Raw genomic sequence first — 22,794 nt, 5'->3', positions numbered from 1 at the left:
CGTACAGCGGGCTGTTCGAGCCTACGCGGGGAGAACGCCCCGCGTCACTCGATCCGGCGACCGTTGTTCGACCAGGAACGATCACCTTTGACCCCCCTCGACCAAAAACCACCGCCTACAACCTCGCCCGACCCCAGCCCTCCGCCCCGCCCGAACATCACCCGCCTTTTCTTGGGGGCGCGGGGCTGTGTCGATATGCGGCTCCGCCGCGCGGACGCGCCAGGCATCAGCTCCCGACCCGCCTGAGCAGCACCCGCCTCTTTTGGGGGCGCGGGGCTGTGTCGATATGCGGCTCCGCTGCGCGGACGCGCCAGGCATCAGCTCCCGACCCGCCTGAGCAGCACCCGCCTCTTTTGGGGGCGCGGGGAACTGCGCGAGCAACCATCGGCGACGGTCAGCCGCCAACTCACCCCAACCACCCCCGACAAGCGACGCAGGACCACGCCCCGGACTCTGCCCGAGTCAGCTCACCGACCAGGAGAGTCGACCGCCTCGACAGGCACGCCCCCCACCGCCGCGCCCAGCAGGGCAAGCCGCACCACCCCCGGCCCGGAAACCGTCGTGCCGTCGGACAGCACGGCAAGGGCGAGCGTGTTGCCGCCCCGGGTACGCAGAATCCCGTTCGGCAGCACGAACGTGTGCTGCGGACCCACGTCGTTGATGTACTGCCCCATGTTCCAGCCGTTGAGGAAGATCTGCGCGCGGTACGCCAGCGCCGGGTCGTCGTCCAGGACCAGACCGATCGATGCGTCCGTGCCGGGGTCGACGTCCAGCCGGAACGACCGCCGGTACCAGGTCACCCCGAGCCGCGCGGCCGAGCCCGGCAGCTCGGCGGCCGCCCAGTCGGCGTCCGGGTACCCCGGCAGATGCCAGCCCTGCCGCTCGCCGTACAGTCCGCCGTTGTTCTGCGGGCCGCGCACCGGGTCGTACGCCGCCTCGCCCTGCAGCCGCCAGGCGATCCTCGGCACGGCCCCGGTGAAGGCGGCCCTCGTCAGACCGCGGGCGGCCTTGTGGGTGTCCAGGGACTTGCCGTCCATGTCGTGCTGCATCCGCCGCACCAGCACCGACAGGACATGCGCGCCGGGGGTGCGCAGCCGCTCCGGCACGGCCAGCTCGGCGGTGGCCTCCCAACTGCCCTTGCGCACACTGGTGCTGTCCGGAACCGGCATCCGGTGCCGGCCCAGCGCGACCCCGTCGAGCCAGGCCATCAGCATGCCCTGGGTGCCGGTGCTGTAGCCGAGGGAGAGGGACGTGGCGCCGGTGGCGCCGGTGAAGCGGCCCCGGTACCAGACGTCGCCGTAGTGGAAGCCGTAGTCGTCCGCGAAGAGCACCGGCTGCCCGGCCGGCACCGGCGTGGTGCTGAACGAACGGGTCAGGTCGGCGCGCCGCCAGGCGGAGTCGTCGAAGCCGGGCGCGGACTCCGGGTTCTCCTCCCGGCGCCGCCAGCCGCCGCTCAGCGAGGGCAGCGCGACCGGGCCGGGCCCGGGGAGCGGGGCGTCGGCGCGCAGGCCGCCCGAGGGGGAGTCGCCGGTGCGCACGGCGACGCCGTTCCAGGTGACCTCGCCGACACCGCGCGGTGCCCACACCTCCAGTCCGGACGCCTCGGTGGTGTCCCCGGTCAGCCGCAGCACGGTCCCGTCCAGCGCGGCCGTCCGCAGCAGCGCCGGGCCGTGCACGAGCACCGGCCCGGAGGGTGTCTCGTACGGCCACAGCCGCACCGAGGTCTCGTCGTCGCAGAGCAGCAGCAGCACGGGCGCGGCGGCCCCGCCTCCGCTGATCAGCACCCGGGTCAGGCCGTCGAGCCGGGCGTCGACCCGCAGCGCGCCGTCCTGGTACGAGTGCTGCGCGTCCCCCTCCAGCACCCGCACCTCGGGCTCGGCCGCCCACTCCAGGGCGGTCCGGGTGGCCTCGCCGCCGCGCCCGGTCAGCACGAGCACGTCCTGCCGTCCGGCCGTGATCCCGAGCATGGGCTGCGCGCTGGAGTAGCGCAGCGTCCGCCGTCCGAGCCGCAGCCCGGCGGCCAGCAGCCGGGCGTCCTGCCCCGGCAGGGACACCGGCAGCGGGACGCCGCCCACGGGGACGGTGGTGGCGACCGGGTCCGCGCTGTCGTTGCGCAGCACATAGACATGGGCGCCGGTGGACGCAGCCGTCAAGTGGTACACCTTCACGCGCGCGTCGGCCGCCTTCACCTCCGCCGCACTGACGAGTTCGGCGAAGTCCGGTACGCCGCGCAGCAGATGGCCGAGCTGGTGCATCGGGACGAGCTTGGCGGTGGCGCCCCGGCCCTCGTCGAAGGCGGCGCCGTAGTCGTACGACGTGTAGACCTGGGGCGAGGGCAGCCAGCCCCAGCTGGTGCCGCCGAAGGTCATGTAGACGTTGTGCAGGGTGATGCCGTTGGCGAGGTTGGTGAGGTAGAAGCGCCGCTCGTACGCCGCGTCACGGGTCCGGCGGGACTCCGCGTAGCCCTTGCCCTGGAACTCCACCCCGCCCCACGGGTCGAACCAGCCGCCGCCGAACTCCGGCACGAAGCCCGGCGTGTCCGGGCTGGCGGTGGCGCCGCCCTTGCTGCCGCCGCTGCCGAAGTGCCCCCAGTCCGGCGGGGTCTTGAACGGGCTCGGGTAGCCGTCGAACCCGTACAGCCAGCGGCCCGTCTCCCCGCCCGTGTCGAAGGAGCCGGGCACCCAGTGGCCGTTGCGCCCGTTGTCGTTGTGGAAGAGGGGCACGTCGATGCCGTCGGCGCGGACCTTGGCGTAGAGGTGGGCCATGTAGTCGCGGCCCGCGGGCTGGTCCACGTGCGCGTCGTACTCGTTCTCGATCTGGTAGAGCAGGACCGTGCCGGTGCCCCGGGTGTACAGATGGCGGGCGACGATTCCGTTCACCGCGGTCAGCCACGCGTCGACATGGCCCAGATACGTGGGGTCGCTGGTGCGGGCGGTGCCCGCGGTGGCGGTGAGCCAGCCGGGGAAGCCGCCCGCGTCCACCTCGGCGTTGATGTAGGGGCCCGGCCGCAGGATCACGAACAGGCCCGTCTCGGCGGCCGTGCGCAGGAACAGGTCCAGGTCCCGGACGCCGGTGAAGTCGTACTGTCCGGGGGCGGGGGAGTGGACGTTCCAGGCGACGTAGACGCTGACCGCGTTGTAGCCGTACGCCCGCATCTTCTGCAGCACGTCCCGCCACAGGGAGGGGCTGGGCAGCCGGAAGGGGTGCATCTCGCCGGACCAGACGAACACGCGCTCGCCGTCCACGAGCAGGGAGTGACGGTCGAAGCCGACCGTGTGCCGCAGGGCGTCGGCGGTGGGGGGCGGCGCGGCGGCGGGACGGGGGCGCGCGGTCGCCGTCCCGTCCAGGGCGAGACCCAGGGCCGTCGCGCCGGCGAGGGTGTGGAAGGTGCGTCTGCTCAGCTCCATGGGAGCCTCCGTGACGGTCCGTGGGGGGCGGGTGCGCGGTCATTGTGTCCGTGCGGGGAGCGCGCGACGGGGCTCCGACCTGCGCGGCACGGGAGGATTACGCGGTACGGCGGTCGGCATCAACCCGGATGACGCCGTGCCTTGTGCGCGTTGTCGGGTGCGGGTCCGTCGCGGCTGTTCGCGCAGTTCCCCGCGCCCCTTGAGGTGGGCCCCGTGCTGCCCTGATTCGAGGGTCACGGTTCCGTCGTGGCTGGTCGCGCAGTTCCCCGCGCCCCTTCGGGTGAGCCCGGTGCTGCCCCCTTCGAGAGCGCGGGGAACCACGCAAAATCCCACCCCCGACCCGCACCCGCGAACTCAGCGCCACCCCTCAGGGGCGCGGGGAACTGCGCGAACAACCACCGAACGCCCGCACCCGCACACACGGCCACCCCTCCAGGGGCGCGGGGAACTGCGCGACCAGCCGCCGAACGCCCGCACCCGTACACGCACGGTCACCCGTCGGGGGCGCGGGGAACTGCGCGAACAACCACCGAACGCCCGCACCCACACACACGGCCACCCCTCCAGGGGCGCGGGGAACTGCGCGACCAGCCGCCGAACGCCCGCATCCGCATACGCACGGCCACCCGTCGGGGGCGCGGGGAGCTCGGGGTCGGCATAGGCTCGACGGCCGTGAACAGACGCAGGAGCAAGAAGCTGTCGCGGCGGCTGGTGACGGCGGCGCTGCTGGGCCGGGCCGACGAGGTCCGGGCCCTGCTGCGTTCGGGCGCGGCCCCGGGCGCCCCCGACCCGGACGGCACGACCCCGCTCTACCAGGCGTCCGTGCAGGGCGACGCGGAGATCGTCCGCCTCCTGCTGGCGGCCGGGGCGGACCCGGACACCGAGAGCGGCCACGGCTCCGAGGGCACCCCGCTGTGCGCGGCGGCCTGCTGGGGCCACGAGGCCGCGGTACGGGCCCTGCTCGCGGGCGGCGCCGACCCGTCCCTGCGCGAGGACGGCGGCACGGGCCTGACCCCGCTGGAGTGGGCGCGACGGGGGCCGTATCCGGGGACCGCGGCGTTGCTGGAGGCGGCCCGGTGATCCCGGGCTGAGGCTCCGTCTTCCTCAGCCGGCGGCCATCGGCCAGTTGGGGGTGTTCGGCCAGCCCGTGGCGGGGGCGGGGGTGAGGCCGTTCGTGCCTCTCACCTCGGCGGCGGTGCGGCCGCCCTGGGCGGGGACGCCGGGCGGGGTGAGACCCATGGCGACGGGTATCGGCTGGGGGGCCGGGGGCGGGGCGACCTGCTGCGGCACGACGGGCATGGGGGCGGGCGCCGGGGCCGGCACGGGCACCGGCATGGGGGCCTCCATCATCTGCGGAGCCGCCATGGCGGCCGGGGCGGACATCGCGGGGGCCGCCATCGCGGGCGCGGCCATCGCGGGGGCCGCCATGGGAGCGCCCGCCATCGCGGGGGCGGAGGCCGGCATCGCGAAGCCCGCGCCGTTCGTCGCGCCCATCAGCCGATCCACGGCCGCCGTGCCCGAGCTGTAGCTGGTCCCGGTGCTCAGCTCGGGCACGGCGGCCGCTCCCCTCCTGGTCCCGTAGAGCACCTGTTCCAGGCCGGACACCAGGCGACGCACGTCGACCTGGGGGCGCACCACGAGTCTCAGGAAGCGACTGGAGGAACCGATCTTGTTGCCGCACTCGCGGACCAGCAGCCGGTGCTCGGTGAGCAGCCGGTCACGGACCACGGTGCCCTCGGCTCCTACGGGCAGACGGACGAAGAGGAAGTTGCCCTGGGAGGGGTAGACGGTGAGACCGGGCAGCGAGGACAGGGCGCTGGACATCTCCATCCGGTCGCGGCGGACCTGCTGGAGGCTCTGCATGTACTCCTGTCCGTGGTCCTTCAGCATGAACACCACGTGCTCGGCGAAGGAGTTGAGGTTCCACTTGGGGAGCATGGAACGGACCTTGCCCGCCAGCGCGGGGTTGGCGACGAGATAGCCGAAGCGGATGCCGTGCAGGCCGAAGTTCTTGCCGAGGCTGCGCAGCACGACGACGTTGGGCCGCAGCATCGCCTCCTGCACGACGGACGGGTCGGCCTCGGCGTCGGCGAACTCCAGGAAGCTCTCGTCGACGACCACCAGGTCCAGATCGGCCATGGCGTCCATGAACTGCACCACGTGGTGGCGCTGCAGATAGCCGCCGTCGGGGTTGTTGGGGTTGCACAGGACCGCGACCCGGGTGCCCCGCGCCCGGATGAACGCGGCGTACTGGGCGAGGTCGAGGGCGAAGCCGCTGGACTCCTGGAGCGGGAACATGTCGACCCGTTTGCTGGTCTCCATGGGCTGGTCGGTCCAGCGGCCGAAGGTGGGGACGGGGATGGCGAGGGACTCCCGGACCAGCAGATGGTCGATCCAGGTGATCAGCTCCGTGGAGCCGTTGCCCATCGCCACGCACTGCGGCGGAAGTCCGAGCAGGGAGCACAGCTCGGCGGTGATGGTGTCGGCGCTGCTGGGGTAGTACGTGATGATGTCCCGCAGCCGGGTCGCCATCTCGTCGAACATCGCCGGGGTGGGGAAGTAGGGGTTGCACGGGATGCAGAAGTCCACCGGACCGGCCCCGTCGCCTCCCTCGCGCGCCAGCGCCGCCATCGACGGACTGTGCGCCGAGGTGCTGCGGAACAGCGAGGTGACGTTGCCGGTCGTCAAGGGACCCTCCGTTTCTGGGTGGCCCGCGCGGGGGAGCACGGGCCACCCATTCATACGGAGACCGGCGTGGTGATGTTCAACTCGTGGGGAACGTGTGGAGGTTCACGCGTCGAAGGAGTGCACCGTGGTCGAGCGGTACATCTGGCCGGGGCGCAGCACCGTCGAGGGGAAGGACGGCTGGTTGGGCGAGTCCGGGAAGTGCTGGGTCTCCAGGCAGAGCGCGTCGCCCTGGCGGTAGACCGAACCGCCGGTGCCGACCAGGGTGCCGTCGAGGAAGTTGCCCGAGTAGAACTGCAGGCCCGGCTCGGTCGTGGCCATCCTCAGGGTGCGGCCGGAGGAGGGGTCCCGCAGGGTCGCCACCCACTGAGGACGCGACGTGATCCCCTTGTCGAGGACCCAGTTGTGGTCGATGCCCTTGCCGTACAGCAGCTGCTGGTGGGCGACGCGGATGTCCTCGCCGACGGTCTTGGAGCGGCGGAAGTCGAAGGGCGTGCCCGCTACCTTCGCCAGCTCGCCCGTGGGGATCAGCCCCGGGTCGACCGGCGTGTAGCGGGAGGCGGCTATGGACAGCTCGTGGTCGTAGACGGTGCCGCTCGCCTCGCCGGCCAGGTTCCAGTACACGTGGCTGGTGAGGTTGACGACGGTGGCCTTGTCGGTGGTGGCCTCGTAGTCGACGCGCCAGTCGCCGGAGCGGGTCAGGGTGTACGTCACCTTGGTGCGCAGCGTGCCGGGGTAGCCCATCTCGCCGTCGACCGAGGTGTAGTACAGGTACAGGCCGACGTCGGAGCCCTTGGTGAACGGCTCGATGTCCCAGACGACCATGTCGAAGCCCTTGGACCCGCCGTGCAGGCTGTTCGCGCCGTCGTTGACGGACAGCTGGTACGCCTTGTCGTCCAGGGTGAAGCGGCCCTTGCCGATGCGGTTGCCGTAGCGGCCGATCAGGGCGCCGAAGTAGGGGCTGGAGGAGACGTAGTCCTCGATGTTGTCGAAGCCGAGGGAGACGTTGGTGTACCGCCCGCGCCGGTCGGGGATCTCCAGGGACTGGACGATGCCGCCGTAGGAGAGGACCTTCAGCCGGGTGCCGCCGTTCACCAGCGACCAGCTGTAGATCTTCGTGCCGTCGGCGAGCGTGCCGAACAGCGACTTCACCGGGCGGTGGCCCCCCTTGGCATGTGCGGTGCCGCTCGTGGCGGCGGTGACACCGGCGGCTGCCGCCCCGGCGATGAGCGTGCGTCTGTTCAGTTCCATTGCAGCGACTCCAAAGAGAGGGAGTGGGACAACGCCGCAAGGGGCGCGGGGAACTGCGCGACCGGCCACACACGGCCCGCAGTTGCCCCACGACCGAAGCGACCTGCCCCTACGAACCGACCTTGCGCTTGTTCCACACGTCGAACCCGACCGCCGCCAGCAGCACCAGCCCCTTGATGACCTGCTGCCAGTCCGTGCCGATGCCGACGAGGTTCATACCGTTGTTCAGCACGCCCAGGACCAGGCCGCCGATGATCGCGCCGAGCACCGTGCCGACACCACCGCTCATCGACGCGCCGCCGATGAACGAGGCGGCGATGGCCTCCAGCTCGAAGTTGAGGCCGGCCTTGGGCGAGGCCGCGTTGAAGCGGGCGGCGAAGACCAGACCCGCCAGGGCCGCGAGCATGCCCATGTTCAGGAAGACCAGGAAGGTGACCTTCCTGTCCTTCACACCCGACAGCTTGGCCGCCGGCAGGTTGCCGCCGATGGCGTAGATGTGGCGGCCGATGATCGCGTTGCGCATGACGTAGCCGAAGCCGACCAGCAGCACCCCGAGGACGAGCAGGACGTACGGGGCGCCCTTGTAGCTGGCGAGCAGCATCGTCAGGGTGAGGACGGCGGCGCCCAGCGCGACCAGCTTGAGCAGGAAGAGGTTGAACGGCAGGACCTCGAGGGAGAACTCCTGCTGGCGGCGGCGGTCGCGGAACTCCTGGAGGACCACGAAGACGATCAGTCCGAGACCGAGCAGCAGGGTGAGGTTGTGGTAGTTGGTCTCCGGGCCGACCTCGGGCATGAAGCCGTTGGACACCTTCTGCAGGCCCTCGGGGAACGGGCCGAGGGTCTGCCCCTCCAGGAAGATCTCGGTCAGACCGCGGAAGACGAGCATGCCCGCGAGGGTGACGATGAACGAGGGTATGCCGCCGTAGGCGATGAAGAACCCTTGTGCCGCGCCCGCCAGCGCGCCCATGGCGAGACAGAGGACGACGGCGACCGGCCACGGCAGATCGTTCTTGACCATGAACACGGCCGCCATGGACCCGATGAACGCGGTCAGCGAACCGACCGACAGGTCGATATGGCCGGCGATGATCACCAGCATCATGCCGATCGCGAGGATCAGGATGTAGCTGTTCTGCAGCACCAGGTTGGAGACGTTGCGCGGCAGCAGCAGGTCACCGTCGGTCCACACGGCGAACAGCACCACGATCAGACCGAGGGCGATCAGCATGCCGTACTGCCGCATGTTGCGGCGCATGCCCTCCATCACCAGGTGGAGCAGGCCGTCCGCGCCCGCCGTACCGCCCTTGCCGGGCGGCGCCGGGGCCGGCGTCCTGTCGGTCACATCCGTGCTCATCGGGATACCTCTTTGTCCTTGGTCATCTGACGCATCAGCGATTCCTGCGAGGCCTCGGCCCTCGAGAACTCACCCGTGAGCCGCCCGGCGGCCATGGTGTAGATGCGGTCGCACATGCCGAGCAGCTCCGGCAGCTCGGAGGAGATGAAGACGACCGCCTTGCCCTGGGCGGCCAGTCGGTCGATGACGGTGTAGATCTCGTACTTGGCGCCGACGTCGATCCCGCGCGTCGGCTCGTCCAGGATCAGCACATCGGGACCCGCGAAGATCCACTTGCTGAGGACGACCTTCTGCTGGTTGCCGCCGGAGAGCTTGCCCACCGGCTCGAAGACGGTCGGCGCCTTGATGTTCATGGACGTGCGGAAGCCCTCGGCGACCTGCCGCTCCTCGTGCTCGTCGACCACGCCCCGCCTGGCGACCTTGCCCAGCGCGCTGAGCGAGATGTTGCGGTTGACGGTGTCGATGAGGTTCAGACCGAAGTGCTTGCGGTCCTCGGTGACGTACGCGATGCCGTTGCGGACCGCCTCGGGGACGGACCTGGTACGGATCTCCTCGCCGTCCTTGAGGACCGTGCCGCCCGCGTACCGGCCGTAGGTCCGCCCGAACACGCTCATCGCGAGTTCGGTGCGGCCCGCGCCCATCAGGCCCGCGATGCCGACGATCTCCCCGCGACGGACCTCCAGGGAGACGTCGTCGACGACCTTGCGCTGCTGGTCGATCGGGTGGTGCACGGTCCAGTTGCGGACCTCGAGGGCCGGCGCCGCGCCCTCCTCGGGCGGGTGCGGGGTGCGGTCGGGGAAGCGGTGCTCCAGGTCCCGGCCGACCATCCCGCTGATGATCCGGTCCTCGGTGGTCCCCTCGGCCTTCACGTCGAGGGTCTCGATGGTCCGGCCGTCGCGCAGGATCGTCACCGAGTCGGCGACCCTGCGGATCTCGTTCAGCTTGTGGCTGATGATGATGGAGGTGACGCCCTGTTTCTTCAACTCCAGGATCAGATCGAGGAGTTTGCCGCTGTCCTCGTCGTTCAGGGCGGCGGTCGGCTCATCCAGGATGAGCAGCTTCACCTTCTTCGACAGCGCCTTCGCGATCTCCACCAGCTGCTGCTTGCCCACGCCGATGTCGGCGACGCGGGTGTCGGGGTGGTCGCCGAGACCGACCCGGCGCAGCAGCTCGGTGGCGTGCCGCAGCGTCTCGGTCCAGCTGATGATCCCGCGGGTGGCGTGCTCGTTGCCGAGGAAGATGTTCTCCGCGATGGAGAGATAGGGGATCAGTGCCAGTTCCTGGTGGATGATCACGATGCCGTGATGCTCACTGGCCCTGATGTCCTTGAAGGAGCAGACATCCCCCTCGAAGAGGATCTCGCCCTCGTACGTGCCGTGCGGGTGGACTCCGGAGAGGACCTTCATCAGGGTCGACTTCCCGGCGCCGTTCTCCCCGCAGATGGCGTGGACCTCGCCCCGCCGGACGGTCAGCGTGACGTCCGACAGCGCCTTGACGCCGGGAAAGGTCTTGACGATCGAGCGCATTTCCAGGACGGGTCCCGCCATGGTCGTGCCTTCCAATCCCTGTGTCGGGGTGCTTAGTTGAGGTCGCCGGCCTTGATGTAGCCGGAATCGACCACGGTGGCCCGGTAGTTGCCCTTGTCGACGCTGACCGGCTCCAGCAGGTACGCCGGGACGACCTTGGACCCGTTGTCGTAGGTCTTCTCGTCGTTGACCTCGGGCTTCTTGTCGTTGAGCACCGCGTCGACCATGTTCGAGGCGACCTTGGCGAGTTCGCGGGTGTCCTTGTAGACGGTCATCGACTGCTCGTCGGCGATGATCGACTTCACCGAGGCGACCTCGGCGTCCTGCCCGGTCACGATCGGCAGCGGCTTGGCCTTGGAGCCGTAGTCGTCGGACTTCAGCGCCGACAGGATGCCGATGGAGATGCCGTCGTACGGCGAGAGCACCGCGTCGACCCGCTCGGACTTGTAGGCCGAGGTGAGGATGTCGTCCATGCGCTTCTGGGCGGTGCCGCCGTCCCAGCGCAGGGTGGTGACCTGGGTGAGCTCGGTCTGGCCGGAGCGGACGACGAGCTGCTTCTTGTCGATGTAGGGCTGCAGGACATTCATCGCGCCCTGGAAGAAGTAGCGGGTGTTGTTGTCGTCGTTGGACCCGGCGAACAGCTCGACGTTGAAGGGGCCCTTCTTGCTGCCGTCCTTCAGGCCCAGCTTCTCGACGATGTAGCCGCCCTGGAGCTCGCCGACCTTCTCGTTGTCGAAGGAGGCGTAGTAGTCGACGTTCGGGGTGCCGAGGATCAGACGGTCGTAGGAGATCACCGGGATGCCGGCGTCCTTCGCCTGCTGGAGGACGTTGTTCATCGACTTGTTGTCGATGGCCGCGACGATCAGGGCCTTCACGCCCTGGGTGATGAGGTTCTCGATCTGCGAGACCTGCTGGTCGGGGTCGTCCTCGCCGAAGACCAGCTTGGTCCTGTAGCCCTTCTCCTTCAGGTGCTTGACGACGTTGTCGCCGTCGGCGATCCAGCGCTCGGAGGACTTGGTGGGCATCGCGATGCCGATGGTGGCGCCCTCGCTGCCGCCCTTGTCCTCCTCGCTGCCGCCCTCGGAGCTCTGGCCGCAGGCGGTGAGGGTGAGGGCGAGGCAGACGGCGGTGGCTGTGCCGGCGAGGGCGCTTCTACGAGTGCGCATGGTGATCGGTCCCTGTTCTTCTCGTCGTCGAGAGGTGGTGATGCGGTGGGTGAGGCGTGCCCCCGAGGGGGCGCGGGGCTGGGTCGGGGTGCGGGGTTGGGTCGGGGTGCGGCTGCGCCGCGCGGGCGGCCCGCGGCCGCGGGGGCTCATCCCGTGGAGCGCTCCGCGGGGAAGCGGCTGAGGTCGCCGGGCAGCCGGGAGCCGAGCGGGGCCATCCCGCCGTCCGCGCCGTGCCGGGCGAGGAGGTCCAGGGCGAGCCGGCCGCGCCGCACCCGCTCCCGGGCGGTGTCCAGGGTCAGGTCCCGCAGATGGGTGCCGTACGGGTAGATCCCGGGCGCCTTCGACAGGCCGAACTTCAGATAGAGCGGGGCCCCGCGCCGGATCAGCTCGGCGACCTCGTACATCCGGACATAGCCGCCGAGGTCGTCCGGCGCCTCGATGTACATGTCCATCGGGGCGGCCGACACCCGCCGGATCTCGGTGAGGTGATCCAGCGTCAGATCGCTGGGTACATTGACCGAGTCGGCGCCGAGCCGCTCGTAGACCGCGTAGGCGGCCGGGTTGACCGGGCCGATCAGCGCCGACACCTTCAGCGTGGTGTCGGCCGGGAGGATGCCGGACTCACGCGCCCGGTGCAGGGTCCACAGCACCCCCTCGTCGGCCACCAGCAGGCATCTCACGCCGAGTTCGGTGGCGCGTACGGCGTCCTCGACACAGCCGGCGACAGCGTCGTGGCCCCGGGCGCGCACTCCGGCACCCCGCGAGTCGGTGCGCACGGAACCGCCGATGTCCCAGGTGCCGCGCGGGCCGGTGAACAGGCAGAGCTCGATACCGCGTTCGGCCGTGGCCTCGGCCATCTCGGTGATCTCGGCGTCGGTGAGCATCCACACACCGCTGCCCTGGCTGATCCGGTGGACCGGCACGTCCAGCCGGGAGGCCTCCTTCAGGACGACGGCCAGCGCTTCGGGTCCCTCCACGGAGGGGATCTCGGTGCGCCAGCGGCCGCCGCCGGGGAAGGAGTGCGGCGAGGCGTCGGCGGGGGAGGGGTCGGGCGCGCCCAGTCCGAGCGCGGCGAGCGCCTGCTCGCCGGGCCGCCGGGTCGCCGTGAAGGCGTCGGTCACAAGCTGTCCTTCGTGTTCGGTATTTCGGACGTGGTTCGCGTCCGAGGGTGTGAGCTGGTGGTACGCCGGTACGGCGACGGTCAGGTCGCCCCGCACCGGCGCACGCCGGGGGGTTGCGGGAGTTTGACGACAGGCCCTAGGGGCGCAGAAGCACCTTCCCGACCTTCGGATCACCGGACCCGACCAGCTCGATGGCCTGCGCGAACTCCTCCAGCGGCAGCTCGTGCGTCACCAGCGGCACCGGGTCCAGCAGCCCCGCGGCGAAGACCCGCACGGTGTGCGCCCAGGCGTCGGGCGGCGCACCGAAGACGGTGTGCACCTCCAGCTGCCGTACGACCAGATCCGTCGGGTCCAGACCGTCGGCGCCCGGCGCCGGGATGCCGGTCAGCACCAGCCGCCCGCCGCGCCGCAGCAGCCCGGCCGCGGTACGCGCCGCGTCGGCGGACCCGGCGGTCTCGACGACGACGTCGAAGCCGTCCGGCAGCTCCTGCTCCTTGGTCAGGAAGGCGGTCGCGCCGAACCGCCGCGACAGCGCCTCCCGGTCCCGGCGCGTGCCCACCACCAGCAGCTCGGCCGGGGACACCGCCCGCAGGAACTGCACGGCGAACATCCCGAGCGTGCCCGTGCCCACGACCGCGACCCGCTCGCCCGGCCGGGCGCCCGCCTTCAGCGCGGCCGCCGCGACACAGGCGGCCGGCTCCAGCAGGGCCGCGGCGGTGAGGTCGGCGTCGTCCGGCAGCATGTGCAGCAGCCGGGCGGGCAGGGTGAGGGTGGCCGCCATCGCGCCGGGCTCGGTGAACCCGGTCTCCTCGTACCCGGCCGTGCACAGGGTGGTCTCACCGGCGTGGCAGCGGTCGCACACCTGGCAGTTGCGGAACCCCTCGCCGACGACCTTCCGCCCGACCAGGGAGGCGGGCACCCCCGCGCCCACCGCCTGCACGGTCCCGGACCACTCGTGGCCGGGCGTGAGCGGGTAACGGACGTATCCCTCGGGCCGGTTGCCCTGGTACACCTCGCGGTCGCTGCCGCAGATGCCGACCGCGTGCACCCGGACCAGGGCCTCGCCGGGGCCGGGCCGGCGCGGGGTGTGATCGGTCAGCCGGTGCTCACCGGGCGCCTCCACGACAACGGCGGCCGGGGTCACTGGTCGGTGCCCTTCGGCCTGCGCTGCTCCCAGCCCTCGGCCCACAGGTCGAACCGGGCCTGCTGCTGAGGGAACTCGGCGGCGGCGTCGGCGTCGAACTCGACCCCGAGGCCGGGCGCGTCGGACAGCTCGAAGTAGCCGTCCACGACCTGCGGCGCGCCCTTGACCACCTTCTTGATGTCCGCGTCGGCGAAGTCGTTGAAGTGCTCCAGGATCTTGAAGTTCGGGGAGGTGAAACCGACCTGCAGGGAGGCGGCGGTCAGCACCGAGCCGCCCACGTTGTGCGGGGCGACCAGCATGTAGTGGGTCTCGGCGGTGGCGGCCAGCTTCCGGGTCTCCCAGATGCCGCCGATGTGGCCGACGTCGGGCTGGATGATGTCGACGGCCTGGCTCTCGAACAGCTCGCGGAACTCGATGCGGTCGTGGATGCGCTCACCCGTGGCCACCGGGATGTCCACCTTCGCGGCGACCTTCTCCAGCGCCTTGAGGTTCTCCGGCGGGCACGGCTCCTCCAGCCAGGCCGGGGCGAAGGGGGCCAGCTCCTTCGCCAGCCGCACGGCCGTCGCGGGCGAGAACCGGCCGTGCATCTCCAGCATCAGCTCGGCGTCCGGGCCGATGGCGTCGCGCACGGCCTCGATGAGGGACACGGCGTACAGGGACTGCTCGTGGTCGAGCTCGAAGTGCCCGGTCCCGAACGGGTCGATCTTCAGCGCCTTGTAGCCGCGCTCGATCACGCCCTTCGCGGCCTTGTGGTACGCCTCGGGCGTGCGCTCGGTGGTGTACCAGCCGTTCGCGTACGCCTTCACCCGGTCGGTGACCTTGCCGCCGAGGAGCTGCCAGACGGGCACGCCCAGGGCCTTGCCCTTGATGTCCCAGCAGGCCATCTCCACGACGGCGATCCCGGACATCACGATCTCGCCGGCCCGGCCGTAGTCGCCGTACTTCATCCGCCGCACCAGGTCCTCGACGGCGAACGGGTCGGAGCCGAGAATGTGGTTCGCCTCCGCCTCCCGCAGATAGCCGAGCAGCGCGTCGGTGTGGCCCAGCATCCGGGTCTCACCGACCCCGGTGATGCCCTCGTCGGTGTGCACCTGTACGTACGTCAGGTTGCGCCAGGGCGTCCCGACCACGTGTGTGCTGATTCCGGTGATGCGCACGGCAGTTGCCCCTCGTGAACGTAGGCTCTGTTCGATATTTCGACATGCGTTCGAAATGCTGGCGTGACAGTAAGGACGGGGTGGTGGAGGTGTCAATGGGTCGCACAGATAACGGTTTCGGTACTTTCGAAACCCCGCGTTCTCAACGTGCCACGCCGGAACGGCCGGTTCCCTACAGAACCTTCACGGGGACGCCTAGGAACGTGATGTGTCGGGAACTTAATCTTCCGGCGTCATGGACTACTGCCACCCCTGCCGACGGCACCTCAACGGCGCGCTCGCCTGCCCGGGATGCGGCCTCCCGGCCGACCGCCTGCCCGCGGAGCCCGCGTACGACGACGAACTCGCGCGCGAGGGGGGCGCTGCCGGCGGGGGTTCCGCCGGCGGGGTGGAGGGTGCCGCGGCAGGTCCGTACCGCGAGGCGGAGGGGTTCGCGGCGGGTCCGTCCCGCGAGGCGGAGGGGGCTCCGGCCGAGCCGTCGCCCGGTCGTGCTTCGCGGCGCTCGGGTGTGAGCCGCCGGGACCGCAAGGCGGCCGCGCATCGGCGCCGGCGTCGCCGGACGGTGCTGATAGCCGTGGGCTTCGTGCTGGCCGCGGGTGGTCTCGGGCTGGCCGAGCTCGGCCTGGAGGCGCCGGGGTCCTCGCCGGAGCCGGCCGTGGCGGGGAGTGGCCAGGGGCCGGACGGTGGTACCTCCGGAGAGGTGGGTGCCGACCCCTCGGCCGACCCGCTCTCCGACCCGGCGGCTTCCGAGGTGCCGGGTCCTCGCGACTCGGCTTCGCCGACCGCCTCCCCTTCGCCCTCGGACTCGGACTCGGACTCGGCGAGCCGGTCCGCGTCGCCGGAGGCGGTGCCGAGTTCGGCGCCGCCGCCCTCCTCCGCCGCCTCGGCGCCGACGTCGGCGGGCAACCCGCCCCCCACCCAGGACCCGGCCCCGGCGTCCCAGGGCCCCACCTCGACGCCGCCCAAGAACCCCCGCCCCACCCCTTCGGAAACCTGCAACCGCTTCCTGTGGTGGTGTGCGTAACCCCCGCCGGCATCGCCATTCGCGCAGTTCCCCGCGCCCCTCAGGTCCCTGCGGGCTTGGTGTGCATTGTCGACTTGCGGCTCGGACGTGGTTGCTCGCGCAGTTCCCCGCGCCCCTTGGGCGTTCGTGGCTCGGTGTCTCGTGCCGACGCGCGGCTCGGCTGTGGCCGTTCGCGCAGTTCCCCGCGCCCCTTGGGTGTGTGCGGCTTGGTGTCCGTTGCTGGCTTGCGGCTCGGACGTGGTTGCTCGCGCAGTTCCCCGCGCCGCCTTGGGTGTCTGGGGCTTGGTGTCTCGTGCCGACGCGCGGCTCGGCTGTGGCCGTTCGCGCAGTTCCCCGCGCCCCTTGAGGGCGTGTGCCTGAGGGGTCGTCTTCAGTGGCGCCCGGCTACGCGCGAGCGAGACGCCCTTCTTTTGGGGGCGCGGGGAACTGCGCGAGCAACCACGTCCGGTGGAAAGCCGACAACCGAGGGCGGGACGCCCCTGTTGCCCGGGGCAGCGCACGTATCGGCCGACCCGAGCGAAACCCCTGTAGGGGCGCGGGGAACTGCGCGAACTGCCGCAGTCGACGACCGTCGTCAACCCCTACGGCGAAGAGTCGAGCATCCTCTGCAACAACCCCCGGAGGGAAACCCGCTCCTCGACGGACAACCCCGCCAGCGGCTCCCGGGCGAACCGCAGAGACTCCCGCAGACTCCGCGCCACCCCCCGCCCCTCCTCCGTGACCACCGCCACCTTCACCCGCCGGTCGGCGGGATCCGGCTGCCGGGACACAAGCCCCCGCGCCTCCAGCCGATCCACGATCCCGGTCACATTCGACGGCTCGCACTTCAGCCGCTGCGCCAGCTTCCGCATGGGCAGCGGCTCGAGCGTCAGCAACCCCAGCAGCTTCGCCTGCGCCCCGGTCAGCGCATGCTCGGCCGCAGCCTCCTCGTACTCCTCGTGATAGCGGGCGACGACCGACGCGATGAGGTCGACGACCTCGAGGGTCAGCTCGTCGGGACGGGGTCGCGAGGGATGGGCCATGGTCCAACTCTACCCCGATTACTTGACAACCTGAAATATTCACCCTCATGGTTGTTTCAGACGCTGAAGTAATCTCCCCCGGCCCCGGCGGCCCAGCCCCAGGCGATCCCGAAAGGCACCCCCCATGATCAACCGCGAGTGGCACCTGCTCAGCCGTCCCGTCGGCTGGCCCAAGGCCGAGGACTTCGCCCTGGTGGAGACCGAGGTCCCGACCCCCGGCGAGGGGCAGGTCCTGGTGCGGAACCTGTACCTGTCGGTCGACCCGTACATGCGCGGCCGTATGAGCGCCGCCAAGTCCTACGTCGACCCGTTCGAGCTCGGCAAGGTCATGCAGGGCGGCGCGGTCGGCGAGGTCGTCGCCTCGAACGCCGAGGGCATCGAGGTCGGAGACCACCTGCTGCACTTCCTCGGCTGGCGCGAGTACGCCGTCCTGGGCGGCAAGCACGCCATCAAGGTCGACGCGAACGCCGCGCCCCTGTCCACGTACCTCGGCGTACTGGGCATGCCCGGCCTCACCGCGTACGCGGGCCTGCTGCGCACGGCCGCCTTCAAGGAGGGCGACATCGTGTTCGTCTCCGGCGCCGCGGGTGCGGTCGGTAGCCAGGTCGGCCAGATAGCGAAGCTGAAGGGCGCCTCGCGGGTGATCGGCTCGGCGGGCTCCGACGACAAGGTCAAGCTGCTGGTCGAGGAGTACGGCTTCGACGCCGCCTTCAACTACAAGAGCGGTCCCGTCTCCGAGCAGCTGCGCGCGGCCGCGCCGAACGGCGTCGACGTGTACTTCGACAACGTCGGCGGCGACCACCTCGAGGCCGCGATCGGCTCCCTGAACCAGGGCGGCCGGATCGCCGTCTGCGGCATGATCTCGGTCTACAACAACACCGAGCCGGCCCCCGGCCCGAGGAACCTCGCCCGGCTGATCCAGACCCGCGGCCGCATCGAGGGCCTCCTGGTCAACGACCACAACGACCTCCAGCCGCAGTTCGTGCGCGAGGTCGGCCCCTGGGTCGCCTCGGGCGCGCTGAAGTATCGCGAGACGGTCGTCGAGGGCATCGAGAACAACCTGGAGGCGTTCCTCGGGGTCCTCCGCGGCGACAACACCGGAAAGATGATCGTCAAGCTGTAGCCGAAACCCGAAAAACCCGAAACCCGAAACCCGAAACCCGGAGGCGTGGCACCGGCCCTGGTGTCACCTTTCCGGTATGCGGTAACTTCTTTCCGAACCCGTCGGCGATCGTGGGCGCGAGTCGTCGCGGACGAAGAGGAAGAGCACCGTATGCCCATCCAGCAGTCCGATGTCCTGTACACGGCCGTCGCCACCGCCGAGAACGGCCGTGACGGCCGGGTCGCCACCGACGACGGGAAACTCGACGTCGTGGTGAACCCGCCCGTCGCGATGGGCGGCAGCGGCGCCGGCACCAACCCGGAGCAGCTGTTCGCCGCCGGCTACAGCGCCTGCTTCCAGGGCGCGCTGGCCGTCGCCGCGCGCCAGGAGGGCGCCGACGTCTCCGGCTCGACCGTCACCGCGAAGGTCGGCATCGGCAAGAACGAGGACGGCTTCGGCATCATCGTCGAGATCTCGGCCGACATCCCGAACGCCGACGCCGAGACGGCGGCCACGCTGATCAAGCAGGCCCACGAGATCTGCCCGTACTCGAAGGCGATCCGCGGGAACATCACCGTGACGCTCGTCTGACATCCGTCGTTGCGTAGGACGAGGGCCGCACCCCTGGACGTGGGGTGCGGCCCTTGCCCGTCCGGTCAGCCGTCCGGTCAGCCGTCAGCCGTCAGCCGTCCACAGTCAGCCGGCCAGAGCCACGTCGTGCACGGCCTTCACGAACCGCTCGTTCTCCAGGGCCGCCCCGCCGGGGAAGGAACACCGGCGCCGCGTGTAGCCGTACGCCAGCCCGGAGCGCGGGTCGGCGAACCCCTGGGAGCCGCCCGCGCCGCTGTGGCCGAAGGACCCGGCGCCGAGGAACGGGTACCAGTTCGCCGCGGTCGCCTGGAAGCCCAGCCCGAACGCCTTGTGCATGCGGGCCACCAGATCGTGGCCGACGGAGTGGATCTGGCCGACCTCGGCGACGGTGTCCGGCTTCAGCAGCGGCGGACGCCCCTCCACCTCGCTGATCGCCGCCGCGTACATCCCGGCGATCCCGCGCGCGGCGGCGACCCCGCCCGCCGAGGCGGGACCCTTCGCCCGTACGGCACGGGAGTTGGCGTGGTCCACCAGCTCCCCGGGGTCCGGGACGTGCGTGTTGAAGGCGATCGAGGTCAGCGAGTGACGCCCGGTCGGTGCCGCGTCCAGCGCGGCCTGCTGCTGCGGCGTGGGCTCCAGCGGCTGGACACTGCGGTAGCGCGGCTCCAGCGCCTCGGGCAGACCGAGGTAGAAGTCCAGCCCGTACGGCGCCCGGACCCGCTCCTCGAACAGGTCCTGGGTCGTCCGGCCGGTCGCCCGCCGCACGACTTCACCGGTGAGCGCGCCGATCACCAGCGCGTGGTAGCCGAACGCCGTGCCGGGCCGCCAGAACGGCTTCTGGTCGGCCAGCCGCTCGGCGACGAGCCGGTCGTCGGCCAGCTCCGCCCGGCTGAACCCGGCGTCCAGCCCCACCACACCCGCCCGGTGCGCCAGCAGATCCCGCAGGGTCACCGAACCCTTGCCCTCGGCGCCGAACTCCGGCCAGTAGTAGGTGACCTTCCGGTCCAGTTCGAGGGTGCCGTCCTGCACGAGCAGCGCCACCACGAGGTGCGCCGCACCCTTGGTCGTGGAGAACACGCCGTACAGCGAGTCGCCCCGCGCGCCGTCGCCGGACCACAGGTCCACGACCTGTCTGCCGTGCACATAGGCGCACAACTGCCCCTCGTAATCGGGGCGCTCGTCCGCCACGAACGCGGCGAACTCCTCGCGTACCGCCTCGTAGCCGTCGGCGACGGTGCCGTGGATCTCCTGCGTCATCCGCTCTCCTTCAACGTCGACTCAGCCTCTGCGGGTCTGCGCCGTGATCAACAATGCCCGAGCCACCTGCGGGAATTCCCTCTGGGAGTGAGCGAAGGAGCCGGCCGGGAGAGCGAGGGCGATCAGAGCGCTTGCGGTGGTGCGCACACGTACCTCCTCCGGGCTTCCTGGGATCGGTACGGCGAGACGTACCTGTTCGACTCAACCGCAACAAGAGGCGCCCGTGGGCCAACCGCCCCCCGAGCGGCCCGATCGTCGCCCGATAGAGTGCGCCCATGCGCGATCTCGGGGTGGGTTTCAAGTACCTCGTGAAGGGCCAGCGGTGGGTGGCCCGGCACGGGAAGCAGTACGAGTTCGGGCTGATCCCCGGTCTGATCACACTGGTGCTGTACGCCGGCGCGCTGGTGGCGCTGGCCGTCTGGGGCGACGACTTCGTGACATGGGCGACGCCGTTCGCCGACGACTGGTCGAGTCCCTGGGACGGCCTGCTCCGCGGCTTCCTCACCGTCGTGCTGTGGGCGCTCGGCATGCTGCTCTCCGTGCTCACCTTCACCGCGGTGACCCTGCTGATCGGGCAGCCGTTCTACGAGAGCCTGTCGGAGCGGGTCGACCGGGACGTGTCGCCCGACGGCACCGCCCCCGAGTCGGGGCTGCCGCTGTGGCGGGAACTGTGGATCTCCGCCCGGGACAGCCTGCGCATCGTCGCACGGGCCCTGTGCTGGGGTGTGCTGCTGTTCGCGCTGGGGCTCGTCCCCGTCTTCGGCCAGACCGTCGTGCCCGTGCTCGGCTTCGTCGTCACCGGCTTCTTCCTCACCGAGGAACTGGCCGCCGTCGCCCTCCAGCGCCGCGGTGTCGAACTGCGCGACCGCCTCACCCTGCTGCGCTCCCGCAGAACCCTGGTCTGGGGCTTCGGAACGCCCCTCGCCCTGGCCTTCCTGGTGCCCTTCGTGGCGGTCTTCCTGATGCCGGGCGCGGTCGCGGGCGCCACCCTCATGGCCCGTGAGCTGCTCGGCGAGGAGACCGTGGGCGAAGGGGCCGTGGAGGACGAGACAGAAGAGGAGAACGTCACCGCGTGACCGAGATACTCGCCGTCGCCGTCATCACCGTCCTGGCCGTCATCGCCCCCGGCGCCGACTTCGCCATGATCGTCCGCAACAGCTATCTGCACGGCCGCCGCACCGGACTGCTCGCCGCCACCGGAGTCGCCGCCGGTGTGCTGGTCCACGTCACCTACACCATGCTCGGCGTGGGCCTGCTGATCGCGTCCTCCACCTTCCTGTTCACCGTCATCAAGCTCACCGGCGCCGCCTACCTCGTGTACATCGGCGTGCGCACCTTCCGCACCCGCGGCGAGCTGAAGGTCGACCTGGAGCAGCACACCGGCCTGACCCCGCTCGCCGCGCTGCGCGGCGGCTTCCTCACCAACGTCCTCAACCCCAAGACGACCCTGTTCGTCGTCTCTACCTTCGCCCAGGTGGTCGGCCCCGGCACACCGCTGTGGCAGCAGGCGGGCTACGGCCTGTTCATGTCGCTCGCCCATCTGCTGTGGTTCGGCGTGGTCGCCGTGTTCTTCTCGCAGGAGCGCATGAGGACCGCGATGCTGCGCGCCCAGAAGGTCCTCAACAAGGTCATCGGCTCCCTGCTGGCGGGCCTCGGCGTCAGCCTCGCGTTCGCCCCGTCGCACTGACGGCCACCGCGAGGACCGCCCGCACCTGGGCGACGATGTCCAGCCGGTTGCGCACGAACTCGGGGTCGGTCACCTCCGTGGTGTTCCCGGCCCCGAACTGCAGCACCGGTGTGTGCACATGCCCGCCCGGCAGGGTCCCGCCCAGCCCGAGCCGGTCGCGCAGCAGCGTGGCCCGGTAGGCGATCTCGTTCGACAGATAGTTCCCGCCGCCACCGGCCCGCGCGGCCGAACCGGGCGTCGGCCCGTCCGGACGCACCACGGGGTCGGTGCCGCCCGCCGGGATCTCGGTCACCGACGTGTTGTCGTACACGGGGAAACGCCCCGTCGCCGCCGTCGTGATCCGCGCGTACGGCAGCGTCGTGGACGTCCACTGCGGCTGCGTGGCCGGGTCAGCGACCGGCACGGTCTCCGTGCGGGAGATGTTGTCGTTGTCCGGGAAGCCGCCCCGCCAGGCCCCGTTGGTGCGCTCGACGTCGAACCTGCCCACCCGGCCCTGGCTCACGGTCGCGAACAGATCGGCACGCGCCAGATACGGCCGCAGCGTCCGCTCGACCGTGCCCTCGGCGAAGTCCCGCCAGCGCACCGGGAACACGGCCGTCTCCACCCGCGCCGGGCCGGCGGCCGTCTCGATCACCGTGCCGTCCAGCGCCAGCGCGCTCGCCCCGGACGGGTTGGAGATCCGGATGTCCCGGTCCAGCGTGAACGGGTCGAAGCCGGTGACCAGGACCCGCCGGACGCCCTTGCCGTGCGGCAGACGGATGTCGTCCTGCCCGCGCGAGGTCCGCTCCAGGGCGTCCAGCAGCGCGGCCCGCCGGGCGTCCGTCAGCTCGAACTCCGGCTGGAACGCCCGTACTTCCCTGGTCAGACCGAGCCGCGCCCAGTACAGCGGCCGGTCGTCGTCCCGGCTCAGGTCCCCGCCGGCCGGGCCGCGCCCCTGGGCCCGGTCCACCGCCCGCCGCCACAGGGCCGACCCGGCGCGTACGACGGTCCGGCGGGCCTGCGCGTAGGAGTCCGCCCGGCCGAGCTCCCGTGCGAACTCCGGTGCCACGGAGTCGAATCCCGACCGGCGCAGGATCTCCTGGGGCACCGCCTGCTCCAGCCGCCGCTCCTCGACGGTCGGTGACTCGACGGCCGGTGACTCGACGGCCGGTGCCTCTGCGCCAGGTGCCTCGACGGCCGGTGCTTCGGCGGCCGCCGAGGTGAACGGGGCCGGGAGCCCCGCCGCGAGTAACAGCCCGACCCCGATGACGCCCGTCCGAACACGTATGAGACGCACGTGACTTCAGTTCCTTTCGTCGCC

At 71.1% G+C, this 22,794-nt stretch carries 18 protein-coding genes; 6 read left to right on the top strand and 12 right to left on the bottom strand.

Annotated features, from left to right (window positions below):
- Positions 1 to 467 precede the first annotated feature (467 nt).
- On the bottom strand, positions 468 to 3,407 hold the full coding sequence (locus ACZ6SQ_RS05915) for a beta-galactosidase (RefSeq protein WP_469557099.1): 2,940 nt from the start codon (positions 3,405 to 3,407) through the stop codon (positions 468 to 470).
- A 672-nt stretch (positions 3,408 to 4,079) separates the two neighbouring features.
- Here ACZ6SQ_RS05915 and ACZ6SQ_RS05910 point away from each other — a divergent pair.
- Complete coding sequence (locus ACZ6SQ_RS05910; RefSeq protein ID WP_469557097.1) at positions 4,080 to 4,487, top strand: ankyrin repeat domain-containing protein; 408 nt, start codon at positions 4,080 to 4,082, stop codon at positions 4,485 to 4,487.
- A 24-nt stretch (positions 4,488 to 4,511) separates the two neighbouring features.
- Here the strand turns inward: ACZ6SQ_RS05910 and ACZ6SQ_RS05905 are convergent, their stop codons facing one another.
- The 8 genes from ACZ6SQ_RS05905 to ACZ6SQ_RS05870 form a co-directional block, all read right to left on the bottom strand.
- Positions 4,512 to 6,038 carry a pyridoxal phosphate-dependent aminotransferase gene (locus tag ACZ6SQ_RS05905; protein ID WP_469557218.1) on the bottom strand — a complete coding sequence of 509 codons (1,527 nt, stop codon included), beginning with the start codon at positions 6,036 to 6,038 and terminating at the stop codon, positions 4,512 to 4,514.
- 159 nt (positions 6,039 to 6,197) lie between these two features.
- Positions 6,198 to 7,343, bottom strand: coding sequence for an aldose epimerase family protein (locus ACZ6SQ_RS05900; protein ID WP_469557095.1), 1,146 nt, complete (start codon positions 7,341 to 7,343; stop codon positions 6,198 to 6,200).
- Between the two features lie 109 nt (positions 7,344 to 7,452).
- Positions 7,453 to 8,697: a multiple monosaccharide ABC transporter permease gene (gene mmsB / locus ACZ6SQ_RS05895; protein WP_469557094.1), complete on the bottom strand. Its 1,245-nt coding sequence runs from the start codon at positions 8,695 to 8,697 to the stop codon at positions 7,453 to 7,455.
- Positions 8,694 to 10,244 carry a multiple monosaccharide ABC transporter ATP-binding protein gene (gene mmsA / locus ACZ6SQ_RS05890; RefSeq protein ID WP_469557092.1) on the bottom strand — a complete coding sequence of 517 codons (1,551 nt, stop codon included), beginning with the start codon at positions 10,242 to 10,244 and terminating at the stop codon, positions 8,694 to 8,696. Before mmsA ends, mmsB begins: the two co-directional genes overlap by 4 nt.
- A gap of 32 nt (positions 10,245 to 10,276) precedes the next feature.
- Positions 10,277 to 11,389 carry a multiple monosaccharide ABC transporter substrate-binding protein gene (chvE, locus tag ACZ6SQ_RS05885; protein ID WP_469557090.1) on the bottom strand — a complete coding sequence of 371 codons (1,113 nt, stop codon included), beginning with the start codon at positions 11,387 to 11,389 and terminating at the stop codon, positions 10,277 to 10,279.
- A 146-nt stretch (positions 11,390 to 11,535) separates the two neighbouring features.
- Entirely contained in the window at positions 11,536 to 12,510 is a 975-nt protein-coding gene (locus ACZ6SQ_RS05880; protein WP_469557088.1) for a hypothetical protein, read from the bottom strand.
- 136 nt (positions 12,511 to 12,646) lie between these two features.
- The gene (locus tag ACZ6SQ_RS05875) at positions 12,647 to 13,654 is read right to left on the bottom strand and encodes a zinc-dependent alcohol dehydrogenase (protein WP_469557086.1); all 1,008 of its coding nucleotides are present in this window, start codon (positions 13,652 to 13,654) and stop codon (positions 12,647 to 12,649) included.
- Positions 13,651 to 14,811, bottom strand: a complete 1,161-nt coding sequence (locus ACZ6SQ_RS05870) for a mandelate racemase/muconate lactonizing enzyme family protein (RefSeq protein ID WP_469557084.1) — start codon at positions 14,809 to 14,811, stop codon at positions 13,651 to 13,653. Before ACZ6SQ_RS05870 ends, ACZ6SQ_RS05875 begins: the two co-directional genes overlap by 4 nt.
- 235 nt (positions 14,812 to 15,046) lie before the next feature.
- Between ACZ6SQ_RS05870 and ACZ6SQ_RS05865 the strand changes: the two genes are divergently transcribed.
- Entirely contained in the window at positions 15,047 to 15,835 is a 789-nt protein-coding gene (locus ACZ6SQ_RS05865; protein WP_469557082.1) for an SCO2400 family protein, read from the top strand.
- A gap of 581 nt (positions 15,836 to 16,416) precedes the next feature.
- Here ACZ6SQ_RS05865 and ACZ6SQ_RS05860 read toward each other — a convergent pair.
- Positions 16,417 to 16,857 carry a MarR family winged helix-turn-helix transcriptional regulator gene (locus ACZ6SQ_RS05860; RefSeq protein ID WP_469557080.1) on the bottom strand — a complete coding sequence of 147 codons (441 nt, stop codon included), beginning with the start codon at positions 16,855 to 16,857 and terminating at the stop codon, positions 16,417 to 16,419.
- A gap of 124 nt (positions 16,858 to 16,981) precedes the next feature.
- Between ACZ6SQ_RS05860 and ACZ6SQ_RS05855 the strand changes: the two genes are divergently transcribed.
- Both ACZ6SQ_RS05855 and ACZ6SQ_RS05850 read left to right on the top strand, forming a co-directional pair.
- Positions 16,982 to 17,980 carry an NADP-dependent oxidoreductase gene (locus tag ACZ6SQ_RS05855; protein WP_469557078.1) on the top strand — a complete coding sequence of 333 codons (999 nt, stop codon included), beginning with the start codon at positions 16,982 to 16,984 and terminating at the stop codon, positions 17,978 to 17,980.
- Between the two features lie 150 nt (positions 17,981 to 18,130).
- The gene (locus ACZ6SQ_RS05850; protein ID WP_469557077.1) at positions 18,131 to 18,550 is read left to right on the top strand and encodes an organic hydroperoxide resistance protein; all 420 of its coding nucleotides are present in this window, start codon (positions 18,131 to 18,133) and stop codon (positions 18,548 to 18,550) included.
- Between the two features lie 105 nt (positions 18,551 to 18,655).
- Here ACZ6SQ_RS05850 and ACZ6SQ_RS05845 read toward each other — a convergent pair whose 3' ends face one another.
- Positions 18,656 to 19,807: a serine hydrolase domain-containing protein gene (locus ACZ6SQ_RS05845; RefSeq protein ID WP_469557075.1), complete on the bottom strand. Its 1,152-nt coding sequence runs from the start codon at positions 19,805 to 19,807 to the stop codon at positions 18,656 to 18,658.
- A gap of 275 nt (positions 19,808 to 20,082) precedes the next feature.
- On the opposite strand from ACZ6SQ_RS05845, the gene ACZ6SQ_RS05840 reads away from it, so the two are divergent.
- Both ACZ6SQ_RS05840 and ACZ6SQ_RS05835 read left to right on the top strand, forming a co-directional pair.
- Complete coding sequence (locus ACZ6SQ_RS05840; protein WP_469557073.1) at positions 20,083 to 20,883, top strand: EI24 domain-containing protein; 801 nt, start codon at positions 20,083 to 20,085, stop codon at positions 20,881 to 20,883.
- Positions 20,880 to 21,494, top strand: a complete 615-nt coding sequence (locus ACZ6SQ_RS05835; RefSeq protein ID WP_469557071.1) for a LysE family translocator — start codon at positions 20,880 to 20,882, stop codon at positions 21,492 to 21,494. Before ACZ6SQ_RS05840 ends, ACZ6SQ_RS05835 begins: the two co-directional genes overlap by 4 nt.
- Here ACZ6SQ_RS05835 and ACZ6SQ_RS05830 read toward each other — a convergent pair.
- Positions 21,466 to 22,770 (bottom strand): pyroglutamyl peptidase, encoded by a 1,305-nt coding sequence (locus tag ACZ6SQ_RS05830; RefSeq protein WP_469557069.1) that lies wholly within the window; start codon positions 22,768 to 22,770, stop codon positions 21,466 to 21,468. The two genes, ACZ6SQ_RS05835 and ACZ6SQ_RS05830, sit on opposite strands and share 29 nt — an antisense overlap.
- Positions 22,771 to 22,794: the final 24 nt, after the last annotated feature.

The sequence above is a fragment of the Streptomyces sp. NPDC048600 genome (genome assembly GCF_055587025.1).
The sequence above is the reverse complement of the archived record's forward strand: the minus strand, read 5'-3'. Positions and strand labels throughout refer to the sequence as shown.